At 47.9% G+C, this 22,523-nt stretch carries 20 protein-coding genes and 2 riboswitches; of the genes, 13 read left to right on the top strand and 7 right to left on the bottom strand.

Annotated features, from left to right (window positions below; genetic code table 11):
- Positions 1 to 128: 128 nt before the first annotated feature.
- From ADS79_RS20745 to ADS79_RS20740, 3 genes are all read left to right on the top strand, one after another.
- Positions 129 to 1,982, top strand: a complete 1,854-nt coding sequence (locus tag ADS79_RS20745) for a stalk domain-containing protein (protein WP_049740275.1) — start codon at positions 129 to 131, stop codon at positions 1,980 to 1,982.
- Positions 1,983 to 2,122: 140 nt separating this feature from the next.
- Positions 2,123 to 2,284, top strand: coding sequence for a YqzE family protein (locus tag ADS79_RS34550; protein ID WP_084766010.1), 162 nt, complete (start codon positions 2,123 to 2,125; stop codon positions 2,282 to 2,284).
- Between the two features lie 30 nt (positions 2,285 to 2,314).
- A complete protein-coding gene (locus ADS79_RS20740) occupies positions 2,315 to 2,569 on the top strand; it encodes a YkuS family protein (RefSeq protein WP_049740274.1) in 255 nt (84 codons plus the stop codon).
- A gap of 36 nt (positions 2,570 to 2,605) precedes the next feature.
- On the opposite strand, the gene ADS79_RS20735 is transcribed toward ADS79_RS20740, so the two are convergent.
- The 3 genes from ADS79_RS20735 to ADS79_RS20725 form a co-directional block, all read right to left on the bottom strand.
- Entirely contained in the window at positions 2,606 to 3,460 is an 855-nt protein-coding gene (locus ADS79_RS20735) for a hypothetical protein (protein WP_049740273.1), read from the bottom strand.
- A gap of 109 nt (positions 3,461 to 3,569) precedes the next feature.
- Positions 3,570 to 4,697 carry a YqhG family protein gene (locus ADS79_RS20730; RefSeq protein ID WP_049740272.1) on the bottom strand — a complete coding sequence of 376 codons (1,128 nt, stop codon included), beginning with the start codon at positions 4,695 to 4,697 and terminating at the stop codon, positions 3,570 to 3,572.
- A gap of 42 nt (positions 4,698 to 4,739) precedes the next feature.
- A complete protein-coding gene (locus ADS79_RS20725) occupies positions 4,740 to 6,440 on the bottom strand; it encodes a DEAD/DEAH box helicase (protein WP_049740271.1) in 1,701 nt (566 codons plus the stop codon).
- 221 nt (positions 6,441 to 6,661) lie between these two features.
- Positions 6,662 to 6,758: riboswitch (glycine riboswitch) on the top strand.
- Positions 6,759 to 6,875, top strand: a riboswitch (glycine riboswitch).
- Positions 6,876 to 7,056: 181 nt separating this feature from the next.
- On the opposite strand from ADS79_RS20725, the gene gcvT reads away from it, so the two are divergent.
- The 5 genes from gcvT to ADS79_RS20700 all read left to right on the top strand — a co-directional run bounded on the left by gcvT (position 7,057) and on the right by ADS79_RS20700 (position 13,098).
- The gene (gcvT, locus tag ADS79_RS20720; protein WP_049740270.1) at positions 7,057 to 8,160 is read left to right on the top strand and encodes a glycine cleavage system aminomethyltransferase GcvT; all 1,104 of its coding nucleotides are present in this window, start codon (positions 7,057 to 7,059) and stop codon (positions 8,158 to 8,160) included.
- Positions 8,161 to 8,201: 41 nt separating this feature from the next.
- Positions 8,202 to 9,554, top strand: coding sequence for an aminomethyl-transferring glycine dehydrogenase subunit GcvPA (gene gcvPA / locus ADS79_RS20715; RefSeq protein ID WP_049740269.1), 1,353 nt, complete (start codon positions 8,202 to 8,204; stop codon positions 9,552 to 9,554).
- A complete protein-coding gene (gene gcvPB, locus ADS79_RS20710) occupies positions 9,547 to 11,016 on the top strand; it encodes an aminomethyl-transferring glycine dehydrogenase subunit GcvPB (protein ID WP_049740268.1) in 1,470 nt (489 codons plus the stop codon). Before gcvPA ends, gcvPB begins: the two co-directional genes overlap by 8 nt.
- A gap of 106 nt (positions 11,017 to 11,122) precedes the next feature.
- Entirely contained in the window at positions 11,123 to 12,190 is a 1,068-nt protein-coding gene (locus ADS79_RS20705) for an undecaprenyldiphospho-muramoylpentapeptide beta-N-acetylglucosaminyltransferase (RefSeq protein WP_049740267.1), read from the top strand.
- A 77-nt stretch (positions 12,191 to 12,267) separates the two neighbouring features.
- A complete protein-coding gene (locus ADS79_RS20700) occupies positions 12,268 to 13,098 on the top strand; it encodes a lipoate--protein ligase family protein (RefSeq protein WP_049740266.1) in 831 nt (276 codons plus the stop codon).
- Between the two features lie 79 nt (positions 13,099 to 13,177).
- On the opposite strand, the gene dat is transcribed toward ADS79_RS20700, so the two are convergent.
- A complete protein-coding gene (gene dat, locus ADS79_RS20695; RefSeq protein ID WP_049740265.1) occupies positions 13,178 to 14,029 on the bottom strand; it encodes a D-amino-acid transaminase in 852 nt (283 codons plus the stop codon).
- A 451-nt stretch (positions 14,030 to 14,480) separates the two neighbouring features.
- Here dat and ADS79_RS20690 point away from each other — a divergent pair, with 451 nt between their 5' ends.
- Both ADS79_RS20690 and ADS79_RS20685 read left to right on the top strand, forming a co-directional pair.
- Positions 14,481 to 15,830, top strand: a complete 1,350-nt coding sequence (locus ADS79_RS20690; RefSeq protein ID WP_049740264.1) for a M28 family peptidase — start codon at positions 14,481 to 14,483, stop codon at positions 15,828 to 15,830.
- A 248-nt stretch (positions 15,831 to 16,078) separates the two neighbouring features.
- Complete coding sequence (locus ADS79_RS20685; RefSeq protein ID WP_049740263.1) at positions 16,079 to 17,641, top strand: PAS domain-containing sensor histidine kinase; 1,563 nt, start codon at positions 16,079 to 16,081, stop codon at positions 17,639 to 17,641.
- Position 17,642: 1 nt separating this feature from the next.
- Here the strand turns inward: ADS79_RS20685 and ADS79_RS20680 are convergent, their stop codons facing one another.
- Positions 17,643 to 18,653 carry a hypothetical protein gene (locus tag ADS79_RS20680; protein ID WP_049740262.1) on the bottom strand — a complete coding sequence of 337 codons (1,011 nt, stop codon included), beginning with the start codon at positions 18,651 to 18,653 and terminating at the stop codon, positions 17,643 to 17,645.
- 155 nt (positions 18,654 to 18,808) lie between these two features.
- On the opposite strand from ADS79_RS20680, the gene ADS79_RS20675 reads away from it, so the two are divergent.
- From ADS79_RS20675 to ADS79_RS20665, 3 genes are all read left to right on the top strand, one after another.
- Positions 18,809 to 19,372 carry an NADPH-dependent FMN reductase gene (locus ADS79_RS20675; RefSeq protein WP_049741086.1) on the top strand — a complete coding sequence of 188 codons (564 nt, stop codon included), beginning with the start codon at positions 18,809 to 18,811 and terminating at the stop codon, positions 19,370 to 19,372.
- A gap of 99 nt (positions 19,373 to 19,471) precedes the next feature.
- Positions 19,472 to 19,900 carry a transcriptional regulator MntR gene (mntR, locus tag ADS79_RS20670; RefSeq protein ID WP_049740261.1) on the top strand — a complete coding sequence of 143 codons (429 nt, stop codon included), beginning with the start codon at positions 19,472 to 19,474 and terminating at the stop codon, positions 19,898 to 19,900.
- Positions 19,901 to 20,063: 163 nt separating this feature from the next.
- Positions 20,064 to 20,993: a patatin-like phospholipase family protein gene (locus tag ADS79_RS20665; RefSeq protein ID WP_049740260.1), complete on the top strand. Its 930-nt coding sequence runs from the start codon at positions 20,064 to 20,066 to the stop codon at positions 20,991 to 20,993.
- 86 nt (positions 20,994 to 21,079) lie between these two features.
- On the opposite strand, the gene ADS79_RS20660 is transcribed toward ADS79_RS20665, so the two are convergent.
- Together ADS79_RS20660 and ADS79_RS20655 are read right to left on the bottom strand one after the other, a co-directional pair.
- Entirely contained in the window at positions 21,080 to 21,445 is a 366-nt protein-coding gene (locus ADS79_RS20660; protein ID WP_049740259.1) for a hypothetical protein, read from the bottom strand.
- A gap of 36 nt (positions 21,446 to 21,481) precedes the next feature.
- Positions 21,482 to 22,417, bottom strand: coding sequence for a DUF1385 domain-containing protein (locus tag ADS79_RS20655; protein WP_049740258.1), 936 nt, complete (start codon positions 22,415 to 22,417; stop codon positions 21,482 to 21,484).
- Positions 22,418 to 22,523: the final 106 nt, after the last annotated feature.

Raw genomic sequence — 22,523 nt, 5'->3', positions numbered from 1 at the left:
CAGTTGAATAAGTGTTTGTTAAAATAGAACGTAGGAAACTGGATGCGCCATGTCATTTTTGGCGAAGGTGGTTGCACAAATTCTTATATAAAATAGAACGCTTGCCGCCGAGCGATTTGGGGGCTGTCATGAAAACATTGCAAAAAACGAGCTTATTGGTTTGTCTAACGATCCTGGTTCTTTTTATTTCAGCAGGTGTTATCGCTTATTGGCCTGCGATTTCACAGCTTTTTACGGTAAGCAAGACGGCCGTATCCGATCAGACGGGTGTAGACCCCTTTTCCTATGATCCACCGTTGCCATCCTATGTAAAGGATTTGCATCCGAGCTATACAATTCAGGCCGAGCTACATACGTCCGAAGCCAAAATTTCAGGCAAGATGACAGTAGAATTTGACAACCCAAAAACAAAAGATATCAGGTTGTATGTTTACGATTACATATGGAACAAGATGGCTGTCAAATCGATTCGCTACAAAGACAAGTCACTGCCATTTTCGCGTGAGATATCCGTTGTCAAGCTGGATAATCCATTTGGGAATGAGCTTCGCGGAGCGCTAACGATCGAATTTGAAAATCCGGTTCCACGCAGAGGTACGCGGTTTGGGGTAAAGGATGATATTTGGACACTAACGACCTGGTATCCGATGCTCGCTGCGCAAAACCAGCAAGGAAGCTGGTATGATCCGCCACAGCGAATTGATTTTGGCGATCCGTTCATTTACCACTATGCCGATTATGATGTGTCCTTTGTTTCCCCACGCGGCTATCAGTGGATCAGCTCTTGGGGAAGAGGCGAGACTCGCGAAGTGGATGGAAGCAAGCAAGAGGTTCACTACCAAGCGAAAAAGCTGCTGAATTTTGCATTGGTAGGGAGTCCGCTGTACCATATTGAAACCATTACATTTCCACCTAATCTCACGGTTGATATTGCCTCTGTCGATAAAGGAAATATCGAACGAATCAAAACCATCGCACAATCCGTATTCCCTACCTACACGGACTGGTATGGGGCATTGCCTTATCCGCATGTGTCGATTGCGGAAACAAGTACAGGTACGACGTACGCTATGGAGTATGCGAACCTGGCGATTTTCAAGCGCGACATGTATCAGCGGAATTTGGTCGATCACTGGCTGCCACACGAGATCGCTCACTTATGGTGGTACAACAGTGTGGCTACGCTGGAAGCATCGCATGGCTGGCTGGATGAAGGATTGGTGGAGCTGAGTGTCTATCATTATTTGAACAATCGCTATGGCGGTCAGTCTGCGTCAACCTTGCTGGATGAATATACGCGGGACAATCAGCGCTTGCATGAAAAGCACCCCGCTGGCAAGCTGGACAAGCCTTTGCAAACCTTCGCCACAGAGGAAGAGTTCCATTGGACGTGGTATTCAAAAGGCGCGCTTTTGTTTGACAACCTGCGGCGTCAAATTGGGGATGACAGCTACAAGCGCTTTTTAAAACGGGTACAAGTAAACTATCATGGCAGTGTGATTGGGGCGGAGCATCTCGACCAAGCATTGGGACAAGCCCTGCAAGGCGAGGCGAACTATTTTGTCACCAACACAAAAAGTCCAAATGCGCAAAGTTTTAGCCCCGTTTATTTTGAACCCTACATCACTACAGTGATTAACGGTATGAGCTTTTATCCAAGCATTCCGGCGAGAGTCACGCAAAATACCGTTTACATCCCGCTTCGTGAAGTTGGAGAGCGTATGGGACTTGCCATTAGCTGGGATAAAGAAAAACAAATGATCCGTGTAAAAGGTAATGGCCGAGAGGTATTCATTAAAGAACGGGAGCAAATGGCTGAGGTAGGGGAGAAGCGTCTGGACTTAGGAAAGCCGCTCCTCGAAATTAAAGAGCGTACGATGGTCCCACTGTCTTTTTTCGATCAGGCGCTTGGATTTGAAACGAACTATGAGCCGGAAGAGAAAACCGTGAAAATTTATACAAGAATAGCAACGGAAAAATGATGGGAACCATGGGAGCGTGGCACTGGCGTAAAATAAAAGCCAGACGGTTGAAAACAGGGGTGGCGGGACAGACTAGAAGTGAAGCGCTCCGCCGCAGGCAAAACGGCGTGAATCCGCGAGCAAGAAGGAGGTCACGTACGATGTCTTTTCAGGAGTATTTGAAATACCTGACCAGATTGTTTGTCACGTACATGGAAACCCCAAAAGACGAACGTCGTCAACGCAAGACACCGAAGGAATCATGGTCGTCCCGGTGGTTTGGGGCAATTCCGATGTCTATTCGTCTAATGTGGCGCAAGTAAACCAACGATGAATGTGGACGGAGGGTGCAGATGGCGAGAGTAGCGGTTGAACATTCCCTATCCGAGATTCGAAAAATGCTGTGTGAAAATGGTTATGATGTTGTGGATTTGGGAAACTGGCAGCAAGTGGTTGATGCAATTGTCATTACGGGCCAGGATATAAACGTACTTGGCGATCAAAACAAAACGATTACGAGTGCGCCGGTGATCAACGCAGAAGGCATGACAGTAAACGAGGTTTTCCATGCTGTAAACGTAAGACTGTCTCCAACGGAGCATCATTGAACAGTTGAGACAACAAAATAACAAGCTCTCCGACCGTTATTCGGCAGGAGAGCTTGTTTGATTTAGATAAAACTGGCCAACTTTTTTGGCGTAGGAATAGGGAACAAAGCGCAGCCCTTCATCCCACACTCCGACATACGCGTTTTGATCATCCCATAAATGCAGGGAGCTGACGACAAAAGGAGCAAGCACCTCGGAATGGTGCAAAGGGACGGTAAGGGTAACAAAAGTGCCTTCTTTCTCCTGCCAAAGCTGCTTCCACGTGATGTCAGAGGTGGTCTGCAATTGATGAACCCAGCCGATCTGATCAAAAGGGTCAGCCGCCTGCTGCTTGAGCATGCGTGTCTGTGTCAAACGCTGTCCACTGTGAACCAGCTCTGCTGCTGGCAGAGTGCCCATGACAGGATCATTTGCGACAAATGCAGTCGGATAAGACTCGCCGGTTTTGGCGTTCACCATGTGTGGCCCAGGATTTTGTGTAAGAAGCCAATGGGAAGCGAAACCGTCATAAACCGGCTCCGCTGCGATTTCCCTTGGCGCAAACGCGTCGTCAAACAAAATGTATTCCCCTAGCCCGTATTCCAACAAGACAAATTTGCTTTTTGGATCTGGACCTGGATCTTCGCCGACCACTAAATAGCCGACCTGCTTGCCAGATTTTTTGATGCTGACCAGCCATTGATGCTGACCAGTCCCAAGCGTCTGAATATCCATTTCGGATTGCTGCCATTCTTTGAAGCCAGGATCACGATTCGCGATTGCGTCCTTCCATTCCGTGATCTGAGCTCGAAACTGCTTGTCCCAGCTGTTGTCCTCCTTGGCATTGACAGGGAAGGCAAGCAGCAGCAAGGAAAGCAGAGCAGAGATGAGAGGGAAATATCGTTTGCTCACAATTATGCACCACCTTTTACAAAGGTAATCCTATTCCTATTGTAACCAGGTATGCTAAAAAGATTTGTTGCAACTTGTCTTTTCCATTTGATCATTTCTCGTTGTTCTTTTACAGGATTCGTCTCGATACGGGGGTATTAGCTTTTCCAGGAAGAGAAGTCGTTGGAAATGGTGCAGGGGCAGAGTATAAATAAAACAACCCGCCGTTAATTAATTGGACCTCGATGCGTGGTTCGTACTGCCATTTGAGCTCATCCATTCGACGCGCCCGTTCCTGTTCTGGCGTGCTTTTTTGCCATTCTGCCTGGTTGATTTCTTCACGAGGTGTCGTTTGAATGCCATTCGCACGTAAAAAGTCGAGGATTCGTCCTCCAGAAGAGCGATATTCGTCAAGTGTCTGCGGCTGTTCGACAACAGCACTCGCAGGAGAGATCGCCGGGGCATCGATTACGACCGACTCTGGCTCCTCCGCGAGCGTAGGCGCAGTCTCTTCCTCGTCCTTGCTTTCTGCCATTGCTTCCTCTTCAGCTGGCGGCTCACGCCGAGCTAATTCTTCGTAGTACGCAGATACAATAGCCAGCTCCTCTGTTAATCTCTCTCGTGCTTCTTCTGCCCATTCTTGGTCTTCTTGCGCAAGGACGCTAGTGACTTCCTGTTTAACCATCTCTAGCGCTTGTTCGATGGTAATTCTCCGATCCAGAGTATAGAAGAAATCCGGGATGGCAGGGGTGAGGGGTAATGTAAACAGAAATGAAGTAAAGTCGTGCACCATTCGCGGATTGTGCAAATTTATCCCCAGGTACAACAAAATGTCTCGCTTCTTATCACATAGCAAGGATACCTTGAGATTCAATCCAAGCCACGGTACGAGTGGGGCTGAGCGCCGCTTGCTTCCTGCTCCGAGTGCTAGAGGACTTTGCTCGTACATGCAGAGAAACTGTCCATGCTTACGTGTTGAAGCAAAAATTTGCTGCATTCGTGAAGCGCCCAGATGCATATGCTCTGCGCGTAAACCATCCGGCATACGTTCGGGATGAAAGGCAAACGTCACAACCAGGGGCTGGTACGCGAGATTCATTTTTTCCACCCAGCTCCAGTAAAACGGGCGATTCCCGATATCCTTATCCACCTCGACGGGCAGCTTTACGGTAAGATAATCGGGATGGGTTTCGACAATATGAGCAGAAAAGCTGGCAAGATAGCGTTCTATGAATTGACGGACTTGTTGTTGCTGCATGGGTTATCCTCTTTTCTAGTTTAAGATGCGAGTACCGTTCGCTTACTGATCGGCAGCTTCTGATAGAGGAGCCTCTGTCCGTGATTGACGAACGGCACGTATCGCATGGCCCATATTGTCCAATTTCAAGGCCATTTCTTTATTGGAGCGAGAATCCATGATGATTTGAATCAAATTTTCCTCAAGCGACTGACTCAGGCTCAATCTCTCCACAATATCATCGAGCTCGCCAATCACCATCTCAAACAAATCAATTTTTTCATAAAGCAGACTCAGGATGTTTTCTTCAATCGTGCCGACAGTGGACATGTTGTAAATATGCACATCTCGTTTTTGTCCCAGTCGATGCACCCGCCCAATCCGTTGCTCGACGCGCATCGGATTCCACGGGAGATCGTAATTGATGACTTGGTTGCAAAACTGGAGGTTGATCCCTTCGCCGCCTGCTTCTGTCGCAATCAATACTTGGGCGCGATTTTGGAACAGGTCTGTCATCCAATCCTTTTTGCTGCGCTTGAAACCGCCGCGAAATGGCACGGACGTGATGCCATGATCGTGCAAGTATTTTTGCAAGTAATTTTGAGTCGCTCGATATTCCGTGAAAATGATGACCTTGTCATTCATTTGTTGAATCAGCTCGACCGTTTTAGCTGCTTTGGAGTGCGTATCGATTTTTTTGATCATCTCAACAAGGTTGAGGATTTGCTCGCGTAGTGGAGAACCCTCCGCCATACGCTGGTGCATGTTGTACAGCGTCATGAACGCAGCTTCCTTGCTGGAGCAGACCTCACGCTGCAAGGTGATGAGGGCAAGTGAATTGAAGCCGCCAATTCCGGACTGGTACTGTTCACGGACAAACCGGGTTACACCATCATAGAGGGCCAATTCTTCTTTGGACAGCTCAATCGGGACGGACTGCACGCGACGACTCGTAAACTGAATCCCGCCATCGCTGCGTTTGTTGCGAATCATGACTTTTTCGATTTCCCCACGCAGCTTTTCACTATTTTTCGACTGCCGCTTGCCTTCCACATAATTAGAGGAAAAAGAGGTAGTGTGACCAAGATGGCCCGGTTTAAGCAAATTAATCAAATTGTATAGCTCATCCATTTCGTTTTGGATTGGGGTTGCGGTTAACAGCAAACAATATTTTTTGCGGATTTCTTTTACGAATTGGTAGTTGCGGGTTCGTTTGTTTTTAAGCTTGTGGGCTTCGTCGATGATGAGCATATCGTAATCAATGTCCAATACGTGCCGGCGATGCGGATCACGCTTGGCTGTATCGATGGAAGCGACCACTACTTCATGCTGACGCCACATGTATTCTTTTTTCTGGGCGACAGCAGGAATCCCGAATTTTTGTTGCAGCTCTTTCGTCCATTGAATGACGAGGGACGCCGGGACGAGAATGAGTATTTTTTTTGCCAGACCTCGAACCATATATTCTTTCATGATCAGTCCCGCTTCAATCGTCTTTCCCAAACCGACTTCGTCAGCAAGAATGGCCCTTCCACGCATATCCATCAGAACACGCTCGGCTGTCTGGAGCTGATGAGGAAAGGGGGAGAGGAGAGGCAGGTACTTGAGGCACTGCAATTGGTCAAACTCACGAACAGCCATGGCTTCCTCTGCTTCCAGTGCTAGCTTCCATAGCTCCCATTTGTCCCAGGGCCCATCCTGCTTCAGGCGCTCCGAGAGTGGATCGATCCAACTTGTATCAAATGAAACTGGAACATTCGGCATATTGGTTACTCCTTTGCGTAGCTCTGCCATAACTTTCATGTCTATCTCGAAAAAACTTAACGTTTTATGATGGAAATATCATTTTGTTAAGTATTTCTTAAGCTGACTGTTAATTTGTATATTTTCAACAGCGTAGTCTCGTGGTAGGATAAAGGAGAAAGTTCCTTTCCTAGTATGGAAAAGTTATCAATAACTTATGTATGACCATCTAACCACCGCGAATGATAGTAGCAGGGAGAGACTGCGATCACCATTGCAGCGCCGAAGGAGCAAGCCGGAAACGGTGAATCTCTCAGGCAAAAGTACCTCTACTGGACGCAACTCTGGAGAGAGCTCAGGTAGGAGCCACCAAAGGGGAAACTTGCAAGTGAGGGAGATCCCCGCCTCGCTTGATTCGCAAGGTAACTCTCAGGTACAAAGGACAGAGGAGGAAAAATGGGCACCCTTATTTAGGTGTACCATTTTCCGAATCTGTCTTTTTTTGTGCAGATAGGGATTTATGTATTCCTGTCAGGTACAAATGCAACCGCGGCTCCGTCAAAAGACATGGCGTAGCCAGGTTCTCGGGAGTCAGGGGAAAAATGCCATTACGTTTGGTTATCAGGAGGTGCCACACATGTCCAATCTGAAGCGAACGCCATTGTTCGATTCTTATGCACAGTACGGCGGCAAGACAATCGACTTTGGTGGATGGGAATTGCCTGTGCAGTTCTCAAGTATTGGCCAGGAGCACGAGGCAGTTCGGACAAAAGCAGGCTTGTTTGATGTTTCCCATATGGGAGAAGTGGATGTAAAAGGGGAGAGTGCGCTCGCTTACCTCCAGCACGTTACGACAAATGACGTGTCCAAACTCGCGGTAGGGCAGGCACAATACAGTGTGCTGTGCTATCCAGATGGCGGGACGATTGATGATCTGCTCGTTTACAAATACGCAGATGACCATTACCTGCTCGTAATCAATGCCGGAAATATTGACAAAGACTACGCCTGGTTAGAGGAGCATCTGATTCCAGGTGTGACGATTGAAAATATCTCGCCACAAACTGCACAAATCGCGATTCAAGGCCCTTTGGCTGAATCGATTCTGCAAAAATTAACAACGACGGATTTGACGCAAATCGGCTTCTTCCGTTTCGAACGTAATGTCGTGATCGATGGCATTCCTGCTCTGGTATCGCGTACAGGATACACGGGTGAGGATGGATTCGAAATTTATTTAGCTGCTGACCAAGCAGCCAAGCTGTGGGATTCCCTGCTTCTTGCCGGTCAGAACGACGGTCTTTTGCCATGCGGACTTGGTGCACGCGACACGCTTCGTTTTGAAGCGAAGCTGCCGCTCTACGGTCAAGAGCTGAGCAAGGATATTACCCCGATCGAAGCGGGCATTGGTTTTGCGGTTAAGGTCGACAAAGAGGTTCCATTCATCGGTCAGGAAGCGCTGAAGGCGCAGAAGGAAAACGGCGTGCCTCGCAAGCTGGTAGGAATCGAAATGATCGACCGTGGCATTCCACGCACGCACTATCCTGTATATGCAGGGGATGAGCTCATCGGCGAGGTGACCACAGGTACCCAGTCGCCAACCTTGAAAAAGAACGTAGGCCTTGCACTGGTGAAAACAGAGCATTCGGCTATCGGCACCCAACTCGAGGTAGAAATCCGTGGAAAACGTCTAAAGGCAGAGGTTGTTGCTGCTCCATTCTACAAACGTCCGAAAAACTAAGCTGTAACCAACAAACATCCTATTAGAGGAGGACAACGTTCGTGAAATACCGCTACCTGCCCCAAACCGATCAGGACAAACGCGAAATGCTGGAAACGCTTGGAATTAACAGTATAGATGAGCTGTTCGCTGACATCCCTGAGGAAGTACGCTTCAAAGGTGATCTTAATATCCCAGAAGCACTGTCTGAGCCAGATCTGGTGAAGTACTTCACACGACTGGCGAACAAAAACGTGAATTTCAGCACACATGTAAACTTTCTCGGTGCGGGGGTGTATCAGCACTACACACCAAGTACAGTGAATCATATGCTCTTGCGCGGTGAGTTCTTTACTGCTTACACACCGTACCAGCCTGAAATCAGCCAAGGTGAGCTACAAGCGATTTTTGAATTCCAAACGATGGTATGCGAGCTGACCGGTATGGAAGTAGCGAACTCCTCGATGTACGACGGAGCGACTTCATTGGCAGAGGCTGCCATGATGGCTGCGGGTCATACTGGCAAAAAACGCGTGATTGTATCGCGTGCTGTGCATCCTGAAGCGCGTGGCGTATTGAAGACTTATGCATACGGTCAAAACGTTGAGCTGATCGAAGTAGGGACAAACAGTGACGGAGTGACTGATCCAGTTGCATTGGAAGCACTCATTGACGACAACACGGCTGCTGTGATTGTTCAGTATCCGAACTTCTTCGGAAACGTAGAAGACCTGGCTGCTATTGAGCCGATTGCCCATGGCAAAGGCGCTCTCCTGATCACTTCTTCCAATCCACTATCACTGGGCGTGTTGGAAGCACCAGGCAAGCTTGGAGCGGACATCGTGATCGGAGACATGCAGCCATTCGGCATTCCTGCTTCCTTTGGTGGACCACACTGCGGTTACTTTGCCACTACAACCAAGCTGATGCGCAAAATGCCAGGCCGTATCGTCGGTCAAACCAAGGATGAGAACGGCAAGCGCGGTTTCGTTCTGACCTTGCAAGCGCGTGAACAGCATATCCGTCGTGAAAAAGCGACTTCGAACATTTGCTCCAACCAGGCTTTGCTTGCACTTGCTGCTGCAATCACTCTGACAGCACTCGGTAAAAACGGCGTACAAGAAATGGCAATGATGAACCTGCAAAAAGCCCACTACGCTAAAAAAGCATTGGAAGCGAAAGGGTTGGAAGTAGTGAATGCTTCCCCGTTCTTCAATGAATTTATCGTGAAGCTGAATAAGCCGGTTGCAGAGGTTAACAAAAAGCTGCTGGCTGCAGGCATCATCGGTGGCTACGATCTGGGGCTGGATTATCCAGAGCTGGTACAGCATACCTTGATCGCGGTAACCGAGCTGAGAACCAAAGAAGAAATCGACACACTGGCGGCTGAATTGGAGGCGATCACACGTGCGTAACGACCAGGAGAAAGCACTGATCTTTGAAATGAGCAAACCAGGCCGTGTGGGCTACAATTTGCCTGCGCTGGATGTACCAGAGGTAGAAGTTGCCTCTCTGTTGCCAAAGCATTTGATTCGTGAAACGCCAGCTGAGCTGCCAGAGGTATCCGAGCTGCAACTGGTTCGTCACTATACCGAATTGTCTCGTCGTAACCATGGGGTAGACAACGGCTTTTACCCGCTCGGTTCTTGCACGATGAAATACAATCCAAAAATCAACGAGGATATCGCTCGTTATGCTGGCTTTGCCCAAACGCATCCGTATCAACCGGAAGAGACCGTTCAAGGAGCACTGGAGCTGTTGTATAACCTGCAAGAAGAGCTGGCAGAAATTACGGGTATGGACGCCGTAACCTTGCAACCAGCAGCAGGTGCAGCTGGTGAATGGACAGGTCTTATGATGATTCGTGCCTACCATGAAAGCCGTGGGGAAGGTCATCGTACAAAAGTAATCGTGCCAAACTCCGCACACGGAACAAACCCTGCCTCTGCTGCAGTTGCAGGCTTGGACACTGTTACGATTGCGTCGGATGAGCGCGGCTTGGTTGATATCCAGGCGCTGCGTGATGCAGTTGGCTCGGACACGGCAGCATTGATGCTGACAAACCCGAATACACTGGGGCTATTTGAAGAAGACATCGTAGAAATGGCAAGCATCGTCCACGAAGCTGGCGGTCTGCTGTATTACGATGGAGCAAATGCGAATGCGATTCTCGGAATTGCCCGTCCAGGTGACATGGGCTTTGACGTTGTGCATCTCAACTTGCACAAAACGTTCACTGGTCCTCACGGCGGTGGCGGTCCAGGTGCAGGTCCGGTTGGGGTGAAAAAGGTGCTGGAGCCATTCCTGCCAGCTCCGATCGTAGCGAAGAAAGAAGATGGAAGCTTCCATTGGGATAGCAATCGCCCGGATTCTATTGGTCGCGTAAAAGGCTATAACGGAAACTTTGGTATTCTTGTTCGTGCATACAGCTACATCCGCACGATGGGTCCTGAGGGCTTGCTCCAGGTTTCCCAAAATGCGGTTCTGAGTGCAAACTACATGATGCGCCGCCTGGCTACAGCGTACAACCTGCCATTTGATCGCGTGTGCAAGCATGAGTTCGTACTGTCCGGCGTTAACCAAAAGAAACTGGGTGTCCGTACATTGGATATCGCGAAGCGCCTGCTTGACTTTGGCTACCATCCACCAACAATCTACTTCCCGCTGATTGTGGATGAATGCTTGATGATCGAACCAACGGAGACTGAAACAAAAGAAACGTTGGATGAATTCATCGATGTTATGCTGCAAATTGCGCGTGAATGTGAAGAAACTCCGGAAATCGTACAGGAAGCCCCGCATACAACCGTTGTAAAACGTTTGGATGAGGCAACAGCTGCTAGAAAACCGATCCTGCGTTACCAACCACAAGCGTAATACATTTTTGCCAAGCCGCCTGTTTGTTATGGGCGGCTTTTCTTTCCAGTTGATGCTATCATGGTTGGAGGATAGTCATCATGACGGATGGGGGAGAAAGATCGGTATGAAAAAGCGTATTGCCTTTACGGGCGGGGGCTCGGCAGGGCATGTGACTGTCAATCTGGCCTTGATTCCGCATTTTATTCGAGCGGGCTGGGAGGTCGTTTACATTGGCTCCCTAACGGGGATTGAACGAGAACTCGTATCTGGTCTTACTGGTGTTCAATACGTCGGGATTTCTTCGGGTAAGCTCCGTCGCTATTTTGATTGGAAAAACATCACCGATCCCTTGCGCGTCACAAAAGGAGTTTGGCAGGCGTATCGCTTTCTGCGCAAATGGAAGCCGCAGGTGATCTTCTCCAAGGGAGGCTTCGTCTCCGTACCTGTCGTTTTGGGCGGATGGCTGAACCGACAGCCGGTGGTTATCCATGAATCGGATTTGACCCCGGGCCTGGCAAATCGACTGGCTACGCCTTTTGCAAGCAAGATTTGTGTTACGTTTCCTGAGACCATTGCGCACTTGCCAGAGGAAAAAGGAGTGCATGTGGGCGCAGTCGTACGCGAAGACCTCAAGCAAGGAAACAGGGATCAAGGCTTCACATTTTGTGGTTTTACGAAGAAAAAGCCTGTTCTCCTTGTCATGGGCGGAAGCTTAGGGGCGCGGCGGATTAATGAAGCCGTTCGAAGCAATCTACCAAAGCTGCTCGAGACTTATCAAATTGTGCACATTTGCGGAAAAGGGCAAGTCGATGAACAGAGTAAGCTGGCTGGGTATCGACAGTTCGAATACGTTCAGGATGAGCTGGCTGATCTCATCGCGATGGCGGATTTGGTCATATCGCGCGCAGGATCAAATGCGATCTTTGAATTTTTAGCCATGCAAAAACCGATGCTGTTGATCCCGTTGTCAAAAGCCGCCAGTCGTGGGGACCAGATTGTGAATGCTCGTTCTTTTGAAAAGCAGGGCTTCTGTCATGTACTAGAGGAAGAGGATTTAACAAACGATGCTTTTACACAGGCGATCACATCCCTGAGGGAGAATTGCACGGCGATTGCCACGCGAATGCAACAAGCAAATGAGCAAGATGCCTTGAGGCATGTAATCGCGGTTCTGCAGGAGATTGCCCACTGATTTAGCCCATTAGAAGCTTGCGGAGTTTTGCTGGACCAGCTTACAATGAATGCGTTGTCAAAGAGGAGGTACTTACTATGGAACAGTGGCGCTATATCGTGACGGAGCCGATGTCTCCCGCGATGAATATGGCAGTAGACGAAGCGATCTTGCAATTGCACAGCGAAGGCAAGGTAGGACCTACCGTTCGTTTTTATACATGGGATCCGGCAACCTTGTCGATCGGCTATTTTCAAAAGGCCGTAAAGGAAATCAATATGGAAGAAGTACATAAAAGAGGGCTTGGGTTTGTTCGACGTCCCACGGGTGGGAGAGCAGTCCTGCATGATCAGGAGCTGACGTACAGTGTCATCGTTTCCGAGGAGCATCCAAGGATGCCGTCTGGTGTGACGGAAGCCTATAAAATCATTAGCCTTGGCCTATTGCATGGATTTCAAAATTTGGGGCTGAACGCCGAAATGGTCTCGCTTGCAAGCGAAGAGGAGAAAGAGAAATACAATTCTCCAGGCTCCTCCGCATGCTTTGATTCTCCCTCCTGGTATGAGCTTGTGGTTGAAGGGAAAAAGGTCGCAGGAAGCGCGCAAACGCGTCAAAAAGGCGTAATCCTGCAGCATGGCTCCATTTTGCTGGACATGGATGTAGATTTGTTGTTTTCACTCTTAAACTTCCCGTCAGAGCGTGTCAAAGAGCGGATGATGGATAGCTTCCGTCAAAAGGCGGTTACAATTAACGAGGTAAGCTCACGTCCAATCAGCTTGCAGGAAGCGGTAGATGCCTTTGGGCGAGGATTTGCCTCTGGTCTGGAGGTTGAGTTAATCCCTTCCGAGCTGACAGCAGAGGAGCGCGCTCTTGCAGAAGAGCTGGCATATACTCGCTACGCGACAGACGAATGGAACCTGCGCCGGTAATCCTGAGTGGAACGAAGTTAAAAAAACAAAAGCTCTCAATGGTCAATAAGAGATGACCTTGAGAGCTTTTTTGTATACGTCAGACGAGGACGCTTTCATTGATATGCTGTTCAAACAATGCCTGAAGCTTTTTCACGACCGGACCGACTTGACCATCGCCGATGGGGTGACCATCTACAGAAATCAAGGACATGATCTCAGCCGTTGTACTCGTCAGGAAAAGCTCATCAGCTTGCTTGAGGAAAGTGATGTCAAATGCTTCCTCATGGACAGCGATGCCGTTTTCTTTCGCTAGGTCAATCACGCTTTGACGCGTAATGCCGTGCAAAACCATGTAGTCAGCCGGATGTGTGTACAATGCTCCATTTTTTACAGCAAACAAATTGGATGAGCTGCACTCCGTGATTGTGCCGTTGCGGTGCAGGATGGATTCCTGTGCACCAGCGTTTTTCGCGTACTGCTTGACCATTACAGCACCTAAGAGATTGAGAGTCTTGATGTCGCAGCGCTGCCAGCGGATATCATCCACAAGCATTGCGGACCAGCCCTTTTTCATATCTTCCAATGGGCGAGCCTTTTTACGCACGAAAGCCATAATTACAGGTTTGATGCCGCTTGGAATATCGTGAACCCGAGGGGCTGTGCCACGAGAAATTTGCAAGTAAAGGCTGGCGTCATCCTGATCTGTCAGATTGTTCTTTTCGATGAGCTGCAATGCAATCTCACTGAGCTCTTCCGGGCGCCAAGGCAAATCCAGCATGATTTCCCGAGCGCTTCTGTACAAGCGTGTGAGATGTCCCTCCCATTGATACATTTTTCCCTTGTAAATGCGGACAACCTCGTAAATACCGTCCCCGAAGTTGTAGCCACGGTCTTCAGGGTGCACTGCTAACTGACCTTCTTCCACCCAATTGCCATCTACATACAGCATGGTGAATCCTCCTTCAGCGCATATCGCTTGTTCTACTTTCGAAAGACTTATTCCCGCTAACGCTATAAAGAATGAAAGTGTGAGAAAAACAAAGCCCCTGTATTTGCTGATCAACCAAGTTTTTCTACATAGCGGTTTTATGAATCAACCTTAGCAAATCGGTATTGGAGGGTCAATTTGAAAATAGCAAATTGGTTATCAATAATTTTGCGTGTTGGGACACCCTTCCATAAACATTTCGTATGGGGGAGGAAAAAGGGGGGATGAATCGACAAATCGACGCATTCCATCGTCTAGCATAGGGGTATGGAAAGATTTGGGCAGAAGAGAAACAAAAGCTGTCGTCCAGTGACGTTGGATGAAAGTATTTGACTAACTATTCTGACTAGACGGTGTCTGAGAAAACAGCCCATAATAAATACACAAAGACCAAAGGGGAAGGGAGAATGCTATGCGATCCGTCCGATACTTTGCCATAAGTGCACTGCTTGCCTGGGGAATGACGCTGCTGCCAGTACCGTTCACCTCTGCAGTAAGTGCGAAAGCTCTCCCAGAATGGATAGATGAAGACAATTTATCTCGACATATGGATCATCTCGCCCGGTTGCCCCGACCGCCCGCTACGGAAACGGAGTTTGCAGCAGGTGCCTACGCCCTGGAAACGCTACGCTCCTATGGATATCAAACGTCCTTGCAGCCCTTTTACTACTACACCTATCGCAAGCCATCCACCCTCTCTTTTCAAGTAGAAGGTTCCACCCAAAGCTGGAATCCGTCTGGCCTAGCGTTTGGATCAAACGGAGTAGCGAATGCCCCCATCGTAGACAGTGGACAGGGGACAGCTACTGATTTTGAAAACGGAAAAGCGCGAGGGAACATTGCTTTTGTCAAAAGAGGCTCCATTACGTTTGCTGAAAAGGTTAGGCAGGCTGCCGCCGCAGGTGCTGTAGCTGTTATCATTTGGAACGACCGGGAAAGTGAATGGAAGGGCACACTGGTTGAACCTCTCGACATGTCAGTGCCGGTCATTGCTTTATCCAAGGAGCAAGGACTGCTCTTGCAGAAGAAGCTACAAGCAAACCAACAGGTGAAGGCCACTGTAAAGGTGGAGGGGAGCTACTCTAGCAAAGAAACATCCTCGAACTTCGTCGCTACTCGCAAACCTGCCGGGGGGGGAACTGGACAAATTGTCATGGTAACAGCCCATCATGACTCCACCCCTTCGTCACCAGGGGCCAATTACGGTGCTGCCGGATTGGCTGTGATGCTAGAGCTCGCTCGTACGTTGGCAGAGCGCCCTATTGATACAGAGATCCGCTTTGTAAGCTTTGGAGCTGTATCAGCAGGGGAAAAGGGGCCGCGTGCCTATGTGAGCACTTTGACCAAGGAAGAAAAGGAGAAAATCATCGCTGCGTATAGCTTGGACGGTGTGGGAAGCCAGGATGCCAAAGAATTGCTGGTTACGACCGTTCAGCGAACAAAAAATCTACCTGTCCAATTGGCGGAGAAAGCCGGAGCACGCTTTTCTACAGCCGTAGAGGATCAGGTGAGTGGATTTCGAGAGGATCGGGTTTTGGCACAGGAAGATATCCCATCTGCAATCATAACGCGTCCACCCGTGAACCATTTACGCAACAATCCTGATGACACTGCGGAGAAAATCAGCCTGGAGCAATTAACAAAGACTGCACAAATGATGTTTGTTGCTGTGACACAGATTACAGATTCGAGCACTTCTGCTTACCCGATCGTGAAAGAGCGTTATACAGTTCAAAGAGCGGTTGAGGAAGAAGAAATCTAGTGGGTAGAAAAACGTCCCAAGCGAGGGGCGTTTTTTGTGTGACGGATATGTCACAATATGTCGAATGACAAGGAATAGTCACATTTCGATAAAAAGCGTATAATTTTTAAGAATCTTAAAAATTTTATTCGATTAATTCATTTTACCACTTGCTGCCATGTCTCACTCCCATCCAATGTCAACCAATTTATCAAGTCATCCCAGCACCTAGTTATTGCAATGACATCATTGAAGCAGTGGAGGTTGTGATGAAACAAGTATGCTCGGATTCATTTGATTCTGTCCTTCTTATTCTGGTTGGGTGGATACCGATCCAAACCATTATGTTAGCGTTGTCTCCAGCCCGGGCAGAGCTGCATTATTTCATTTTCAGCCAATTGCTTTTTACGTTTTTTGTCGTTTTTTTGATCAAACGGTTGTTGACCAATTTTCAGAGAAGGAAGCTACTTGCGCTAGAGGAGAAAAAAACAGAACAGTCTGCAAATAACCAACTGAAAAGCAGTGAAATAATGGACGCATTTTTACAACAGCTGCCAGATCCGGTTGCCATCATGGACATAGAAGGCAATCTCGTTCGCATGAATCAGTCCTTTAGCAAGCTGGTAGGTTGTGAGAATGAAAAACTGATCAGTCGCTCATTTCCGAGTGAACCTGGTGAGATGTTTGATCTGACACCGCTTTTGAACGAAGAAAAAAACGTGATCGGTATGGTCTGGAGATTGCGAAGTGTTGAGAAGCAGCCGGTAGAACACAATATCGATGAAGCACATGCGAATTTTCGCTTGATTACAGAAAATATGACGGATATGGTCTTCGTCTATGGACCAAACGGAACACCCAAATACATATCGGCCTCACTAGCTATGCTGCTGGGCTATACGGCAGATGAGATCATGCAGATGGAGGAAAGGTCAAAGCTGCTTCATCCTGAAGATTTGGAACGAGTCCAGAAGGTTTATCTCAACAGCTGGACAAAAGAATCGGTAACAACCACAACGTATCGCATGCTCCATCGCGAGGGACGCTGGATTCACGTAGAATCCCGTTATAAACCGATTCGTGATCATGACGGAAAAGTGGAAAGCATCATGATTTTGTCGCGGGATGTCACAGAGCTGATGCTGGCAAAGGAATTGCTGAGACAATCGGACAAGCTGTCAGCGCTTGGACAGCTGGCGGCTGGAATTGCCCATGAGATACGGAATCCATTGACGTCACTCCGCGGATTTGTTCAACTGCTGCAATCATCCTTGGATGACAATCAAAAACGGTATTGCGAGATCATGCTTAGTGAGCTGGATCGTATTAATTTCATTGTGAGTGAATTGCTGGTTTTGGCCAAGCCGCAGGGAGTAAAGTTCCAGCAGAAGGATCTTGCCAAAATCGTAGAAGACGTGCTTTCCTTTTTGGATAGCCAAGCCAATTTAAATAACATCCAAATCCATACCTCGATCCACTCGCAGCTGCCGCTCATTTCCTGTGAAGAGAATCAGTTGAAGCAGGTGTTCCTGAATATTTGCAAAAATGCAATTGAAGCCATGCCAGAGGGTGGAGAAATTTATGTACAGGTGGCACAGGATTCCGAATCAGAAGTGAGTGTTCGGATACGGGATACGGGCTGTGGTATTGAATCCGCGCACATTCCACGTGTTGGCGAGCCATTTTATACGACCAAGGAAAATGGTACGGGCTTGGGACTCATGATCAGCTCGCGGATTCTTGAGGATCATGGAGGGAGTATTCATATTGAAAGTCAAAGGCAACAGGGAACGACAGTAAGCGTCCTGTTGCCAATCTCACGCTATACATAAATCAGTTCTGTTTTTTCCAAATGTATCTGCCCAAGACGAGCAAGCCACAGTAAGTAACAGCACTTGCGATGGCAGAAATACTCCATGGTATTGCGAGTGGGATCAAGGCAACGAATAAGAGCGTAGCCAAGATAACCATGATAAGTGGTGCGAGCTGTAAATCATGGCGCTGTGCCACAGGGGTAGCAAGAGCAAAGCACAGAATCGCAATCATCAGCCCTCCGTGGATGAGAGAGAGCAAGGCAAGCAGCCAATCTCCCATCGGAATGAGTTGCAGAAGGATTTGCTTGGTAGGCAATGCTGCTGCGTGAATGTCATGCCAGTAAGCTAAAAGAATCGCCTGCCCTAAAAGTGTGATCAAGAAGAAGAAACCAGTGCTTATCCCAACGCCCATCAGTATCGTTTGCTCACCGTCGGCCCGAGCTGCCAGAGGGATGGTGACGACCACACAGAGCAGTGTGTGCAGACCGAAATAAAAAAGGGAATGAACGAGCCAATTCAAATTCATTTGATAGCCCAGACTGGGAATAGGCACGTGAAACTGTTCGATAAAAATAAGACCAAAAAATAAAAAACCAATGGCCAAAGAGAGCGCCAAACCCGATACGATCCATTTCCAGCCGCGCATAATGAAGACGATGGAGATCGTAATCGCAAAGAGGATGAACCATAAAGGAGACAAGTCTGCGATCAGGTTACTTGCCAGTTGGCTGATCATGACGCCGAAATAGGCGATGAGTAAAAAATGAGTCACAACCGATAAGCTGGACGCGAGAGCTTCCCCGAATAGGTACAAATAAAGATCGTGTACGGAGCGGGCTCCAATACGGTGGCAGAGCGTGAGTAAAGAATAGCCGAACCAGCCCATCCCGAGGCTGACCAAAACAATACCTAAAGTCCCCCACGAGCCAAAATATGTGAAAAAGCGTAGCCATTCATAACCGCCTAAATAGGTTCCTCCAAGTGCAGATCCCGCAAAAACAATGGCGATCTGCCATACGGCTTTGTCCATAGGCATCATCCTTCTATCCAACTTGGTACAAGTGTATGTGCGAGGAGGGCTTGTTCAGAACAGGAGATAGAAAACAAACATTTTAATTTACTAATTAACTTAAATTGGTTATGATGAGAATAGCAGCATTGATTTTATCGTATGGGGTGATCGAAATGAAAATCGTAGGAATTGCAGGGAGCATGAATGCAAATTCGACGACGAAACAGGCAGTACAAATTGTACTTGCGGCAGCAAAGGAAGCGGGAGCGACAGTTGAAATGATTCACCTGGCTGACTGGAATCTGCCTATTTATGATGATAGAGAAGATGCTTCCACCTATCCAGAGTCCGTACATGCCTTTACAAAAGCCATTTCAGAAGCGGACGGACTCGTTATTGGTTCGCCAGAGTACCATGGAACCATCACAGGGGCATTGAAAAACGCACTGGATTTTCTGGAAGGACGTCATCTTCGGGATAAGCAGGTTGCCCTGATTGGTACAGCTGGGGGGAGCATGGGTGCGACGAATACGGTAAATACCCTGCAATTAATCATGCGCAGCTTGCATGCATGGCCACTTCCTTCCAGCCCAAGTGTTCCAAGCGCATACAATGCCTTTACACCGGAGGGCAAGCTAAAGGATGAGCGATTACAGGCACGTATGGAAGCATTGGGCAAGCAATTGGTTCAATTTGTCCAAATGATGAACCTGAATCGTGAAAAACAGCTAAATTAGGCAGGTTTATCTTGCAAATGCTTCTCAATACACGGTATTATATTTCTACGTGCCTTTTTTGGACGTCAGAAATATACGGTTTGGAAATGAGGGGTTCACATGCCGACGCCGAGTATGGAAGACTATTTGGAACGCATTTACAGCTTAATTGAAGAAAAGGGCTATGCTCGTGTCTCCGATATTGCTGAAGCGTTGGAAGTACATCCCTCTTCGGTTACGAAGATGGTACAAAAGCTGGACAAGGACAAGTATCTCGTCTATGAAAAATATCGTGGGCTGGTTCTGACTCCAAAAGGGAAAAAGATCGGCAAAAGATTAGTTGACCGCCACAGCCTCCTTGAAGATTTTATGCGAATCATTGGTGTTGCAGAGGAGCATGTGTACAAGGACGTTGAGGGGATTGAACACCATCTTAGCTGGGAGTCCATCACTTGCCTCGAATATTTGGTCCAATACTTTCAGGCAGATCCTACACGGATGGAAGAGCTTCAACGCATTCGCCAGGAAGATGAGCAAAAAGAAGAATAAATGTATGTATGTATGAACTAGAGCGCAAGCCGTCCAGGCTTGCGCTTTTCGCTGTCGTAAGGGATAAGCCATCGTCCTATATTTGTAACGAGGGGATTTTATTCGTTCATTCGCGTTGCTCACGCTTAGCAGGCATCTAGAAAGGTTTTTGAAGGAGGCTGGCATGAAAGCAGACGCAGTCTTTGAAGGTGGCGGAGTGAAGGGGATTGCTTTTATCGGAGCCTTGCAGGTTATGGAGGAGCATGGATACACGTGGGAAAAGCTGGCTGGGACTTCTGCCGGGTCCATCGTGGCCGCTTTGTTAAGTGCCGGATACACCAGTCAAGAGCTAAAATCGATCTACGAGGAGCTGGATTATTTCTACTTTCTCCAGCGAAGTGGGATGGGGCGTCTACCGGTTATTGGTCCGATTTACGAGCTAATTGTTCGTGAAGGGGTTTATCGGGCGGATCGTCTTGAATTGTTCGTTGAAGATTTACTGCGCAGAAAAGGGATACGAACCTTTGGCGACCTGCCGATTGGAAAATTGCGAATCGTTGCCTCGGATATCAGTCTGGGAAAAATGCTCGTCTTGCCAGATGATTTAATACGCTACGAATTGTCGGCAGAGGATTTTCCGATTGCTCGTGCTGTTCGCATGTCATCTTCCATCCCTTTTTTCTTCCAGCCCGCCCAGTTAAAAAAACCGGGTGAAACCCATTACATCGTAGATGGGGCACTTCTCAGCAATTATCCTGTTTGGCTTTTTGATGTAGAAGGAACCCCACGGTGGCCGACGATTGGCTTTCGACTTCAGGATGACCAGGCAAAAAGAGGGGAGGACCGGATTAAAGGACTGTTTTCGTTTACACGTGGACTTCTTTCCACGATACTCGATGCGCATGACCGCCTTTACGTAGAAAAAGCGAAAGCTGTTCGGACCGTCTTTATCAATACACTGGGGGTTCGCACTACTCAATTCCAGTTAACCTTGGAAATGCGGCAGCAGCTGTTTGCTTCGGGGGAAGCGGCCGCGCATTTATTTTTGGACCAATGGGATTTCGATGAATATGTCAAAGTGTTTCGCAATACTTCTCCGAAAATACCGGTGTGAGCAAGGCCAGGACACCACCATATCCGTACAAATAAAAAAACAGGCAGCCTGTCATCATAGGCAACCTGTTTCTTTGTTTCGCATCCTTAATGAGAAATGTGATCTTGTGATTTCCGATCGTTTTGCTTTTCTTTGGATTTTCCTTTGTTACCATCGATCACGCGGAAAGGGTGATCTTTTCTAGGTGACGTAGTGGATTGCTTTTTAAAGGCTTGTCGAATGATTGGAGTCTTGGGACTGGCCTTGGCTTTCGTTTGTTTTGGTTTTCGCTGCTCAGAGGCTCTTGAAAAGAAGGAGCCGCTTTGCAAATAATTCCGAACCACCAAAAAAAGTACGACACACAATCCCAAAATAATAAAGGTGTTAATGGGATCAGCAATGAGTTTCGTCAAAAATCCATAGATTGCTAGCAATAACACAATCAGAATCACTGGTGGAATGCGGCGTAACATAGGGCTTCACCTCTATGAGATTAAAAGTGCCTCACGTTATCCGGTCGTAGCCATTCTCTCTTGCGCATGCTTCTGATCAAGCTCTCGCATTTTTTGGAAGGAAGCAATCGCTACTTCCACTTGGCTATCATCAGGCTCTCTTGTTGTGATCTTTTGGAGCCACAGTCCCGGGTAGCCAAGAAAACGGAGGACAGGGGTTTCACGAAGCTTGTTTGTCCACTGTAGAACCTCATAAGAAACACCAATCACCAGTGGCAAGAGAACAATGCGTTGTACGACACGTTCCGTCAGGGAGTCATAACTGAACAGTGAGTAAATCACGACACCGACGAACACCGTGAAAATGAGAAAACTACTGCCGCAACGGTAATGCAGGGTGGAAAATTTTTGCACATTCGCTACTGTTAATTCTACCCCGGACTCGAAGGCGTTAATCACTTTGTGCTCAGCTCCATGGTATTGGAACAGCCTTTTGATGATCGGGGCTTTGGCAATGGCAGTGATATAGCCGAGAAGCAGTAAAATTTTGAAGCCACCCTCTGCAAGTGTTTGTGGGACACCATCTGGTACCCATTTCCCCAATAGAAAATCAGCGAGGAAGACAGGAACGAGGGTAAATACAAATTTGCCAAACAAGAACGAAAGGACCCCGACTACTGCGACACCAAGTATCATCGTAAGTTTGGACGGGCCTTCTGATGCTTCTTCACCTGATTCAGTATTGTAGCGTTCGGAGGCGAAGTTGAGATGTTTGGCCCCGTTCGCACTAGCCTCGATTAATCCGACCAGCCCGCGCAAAAACGGAATTTTTTTTAAGGGAGTAATCCATTTATATTCCGTACGGGGGGCTTCAAAATACTCAATGTCTTGATTTTTTTTGCGAACAGCTGTAACGGTCATTGTTTTGCCGCCGAACATGACACCTTCGATCACGGCCTGACCACCGTAGCTGGGTACCTTTTGCTCTGCCAACTTGAATCACCTTCCTTACCTCCTATATTAACGGAAATAAGACATTGAGGCTACAAGCAGTTCACGTTCTGGTTAGAAAAGTCAACAATTAGTGAAAAACAAGCTG

The organism is Brevibacillus reuszeri, from assembly GCF_001187725.1.
Classification (GTDB): Bacteria; Bacillota; Bacilli; order Brevibacillales; family Brevibacillaceae; genus Brevibacillus; species Brevibacillus reuszeri.
Note: the sequence above shows the minus strand (reverse complement) of the source record. Positions and strands in the feature narration are given on the sequence as shown.

Excerpts from the sequence above, each read along its gene's own strand:
- ADS79_RS20745 (WP_049740275.1), top strand. The coding sequence starts at position 129 with ATGAAAACATTGCAAAAAACGAGCTTATTGGTTTGTCTAACGATCCTG.
- ADS79_RS34550 (WP_084766010.1), top strand. The coding sequence starts at position 2,123 with ATGTCTTTTCAGGAGTATTTGAAATACCTGACCAGATTGTTTGTCACG.
- ADS79_RS20740 (WP_049740274.1), top strand. The coding sequence starts at position 2,315 with ATGGCGAGAGTAGCGGTTGAACATTCCCTATCCGAGATTCGAAAAATG.
- ADS79_RS20730 (WP_049740272.1), bottom strand. The coding sequence starts at position 4,697 with ATGCAGCAACAACAAGTCCGTCAATTCATAGAACGCTATCTTGCCAGC.
- ADS79_RS20725 (WP_049740271.1), bottom strand. The coding sequence starts at position 6,440 with ATGCCGAATGTTCCAGTTTCATTTGATACAAGTTGGATCGATCCACTC.
- gcvT (WP_049740270.1), top strand. The coding sequence starts at position 7,057 with ATGTCCAATCTGAAGCGAACGCCATTGTTCGATTCTTATGCACAGTAC.
- ADS79_RS20705 (WP_049740267.1), top strand. The coding sequence starts at position 11,123 with ATGAAAAAGCGTATTGCCTTTACGGGCGGGGGCTCGGCAGGGCATGTG.
- ADS79_RS20700 (WP_049740266.1), top strand. The coding sequence starts at position 12,268 with ATGGAACAGTGGCGCTATATCGTGACGGAGCCGATGTCTCCCGCGATG.
- dat (WP_049740265.1), bottom strand. The coding sequence starts at position 14,029 with ATGCTGTATGTAGATGGCAATTGGGTGGAAGAAGGTCAGTTAGCAGTG.
- ADS79_RS20690 (WP_049740264.1), top strand. The coding sequence starts at position 14,481 with ATGCGATCCGTCCGATACTTTGCCATAAGTGCACTGCTTGCCTGGGGA.
- ADS79_RS20685 (WP_049740263.1), top strand. The coding sequence starts at position 16,079 with ATGAAACAAGTATGCTCGGATTCATTTGATTCTGTCCTTCTTATTCTG.
- ADS79_RS20680 (WP_049740262.1), bottom strand. The coding sequence starts at position 18,653 with ATGGACAAAGCCGTATGGCAGATCGCCATTGTTTTTGCGGGATCTGCA.
- ADS79_RS20675 (WP_049741086.1), top strand. The coding sequence starts at position 18,809 with ATGAAAATCGTAGGAATTGCAGGGAGCATGAATGCAAATTCGACGACG.
- mntR (WP_049740261.1), top strand. The coding sequence starts at position 19,472 with ATGCCGACGCCGAGTATGGAAGACTATTTGGAACGCATTTACAGCTTA.
- ADS79_RS20665 (WP_049740260.1), top strand. The coding sequence starts at position 20,064 with ATGAAAGCAGACGCAGTCTTTGAAGGTGGCGGAGTGAAGGGGATTGCT.
- ADS79_RS20660 (WP_049740259.1), bottom strand. The coding sequence starts at position 21,445 with ATGTTACGCCGCATTCCACCAGTGATTCTGATTGTGTTATTGCTAGCA.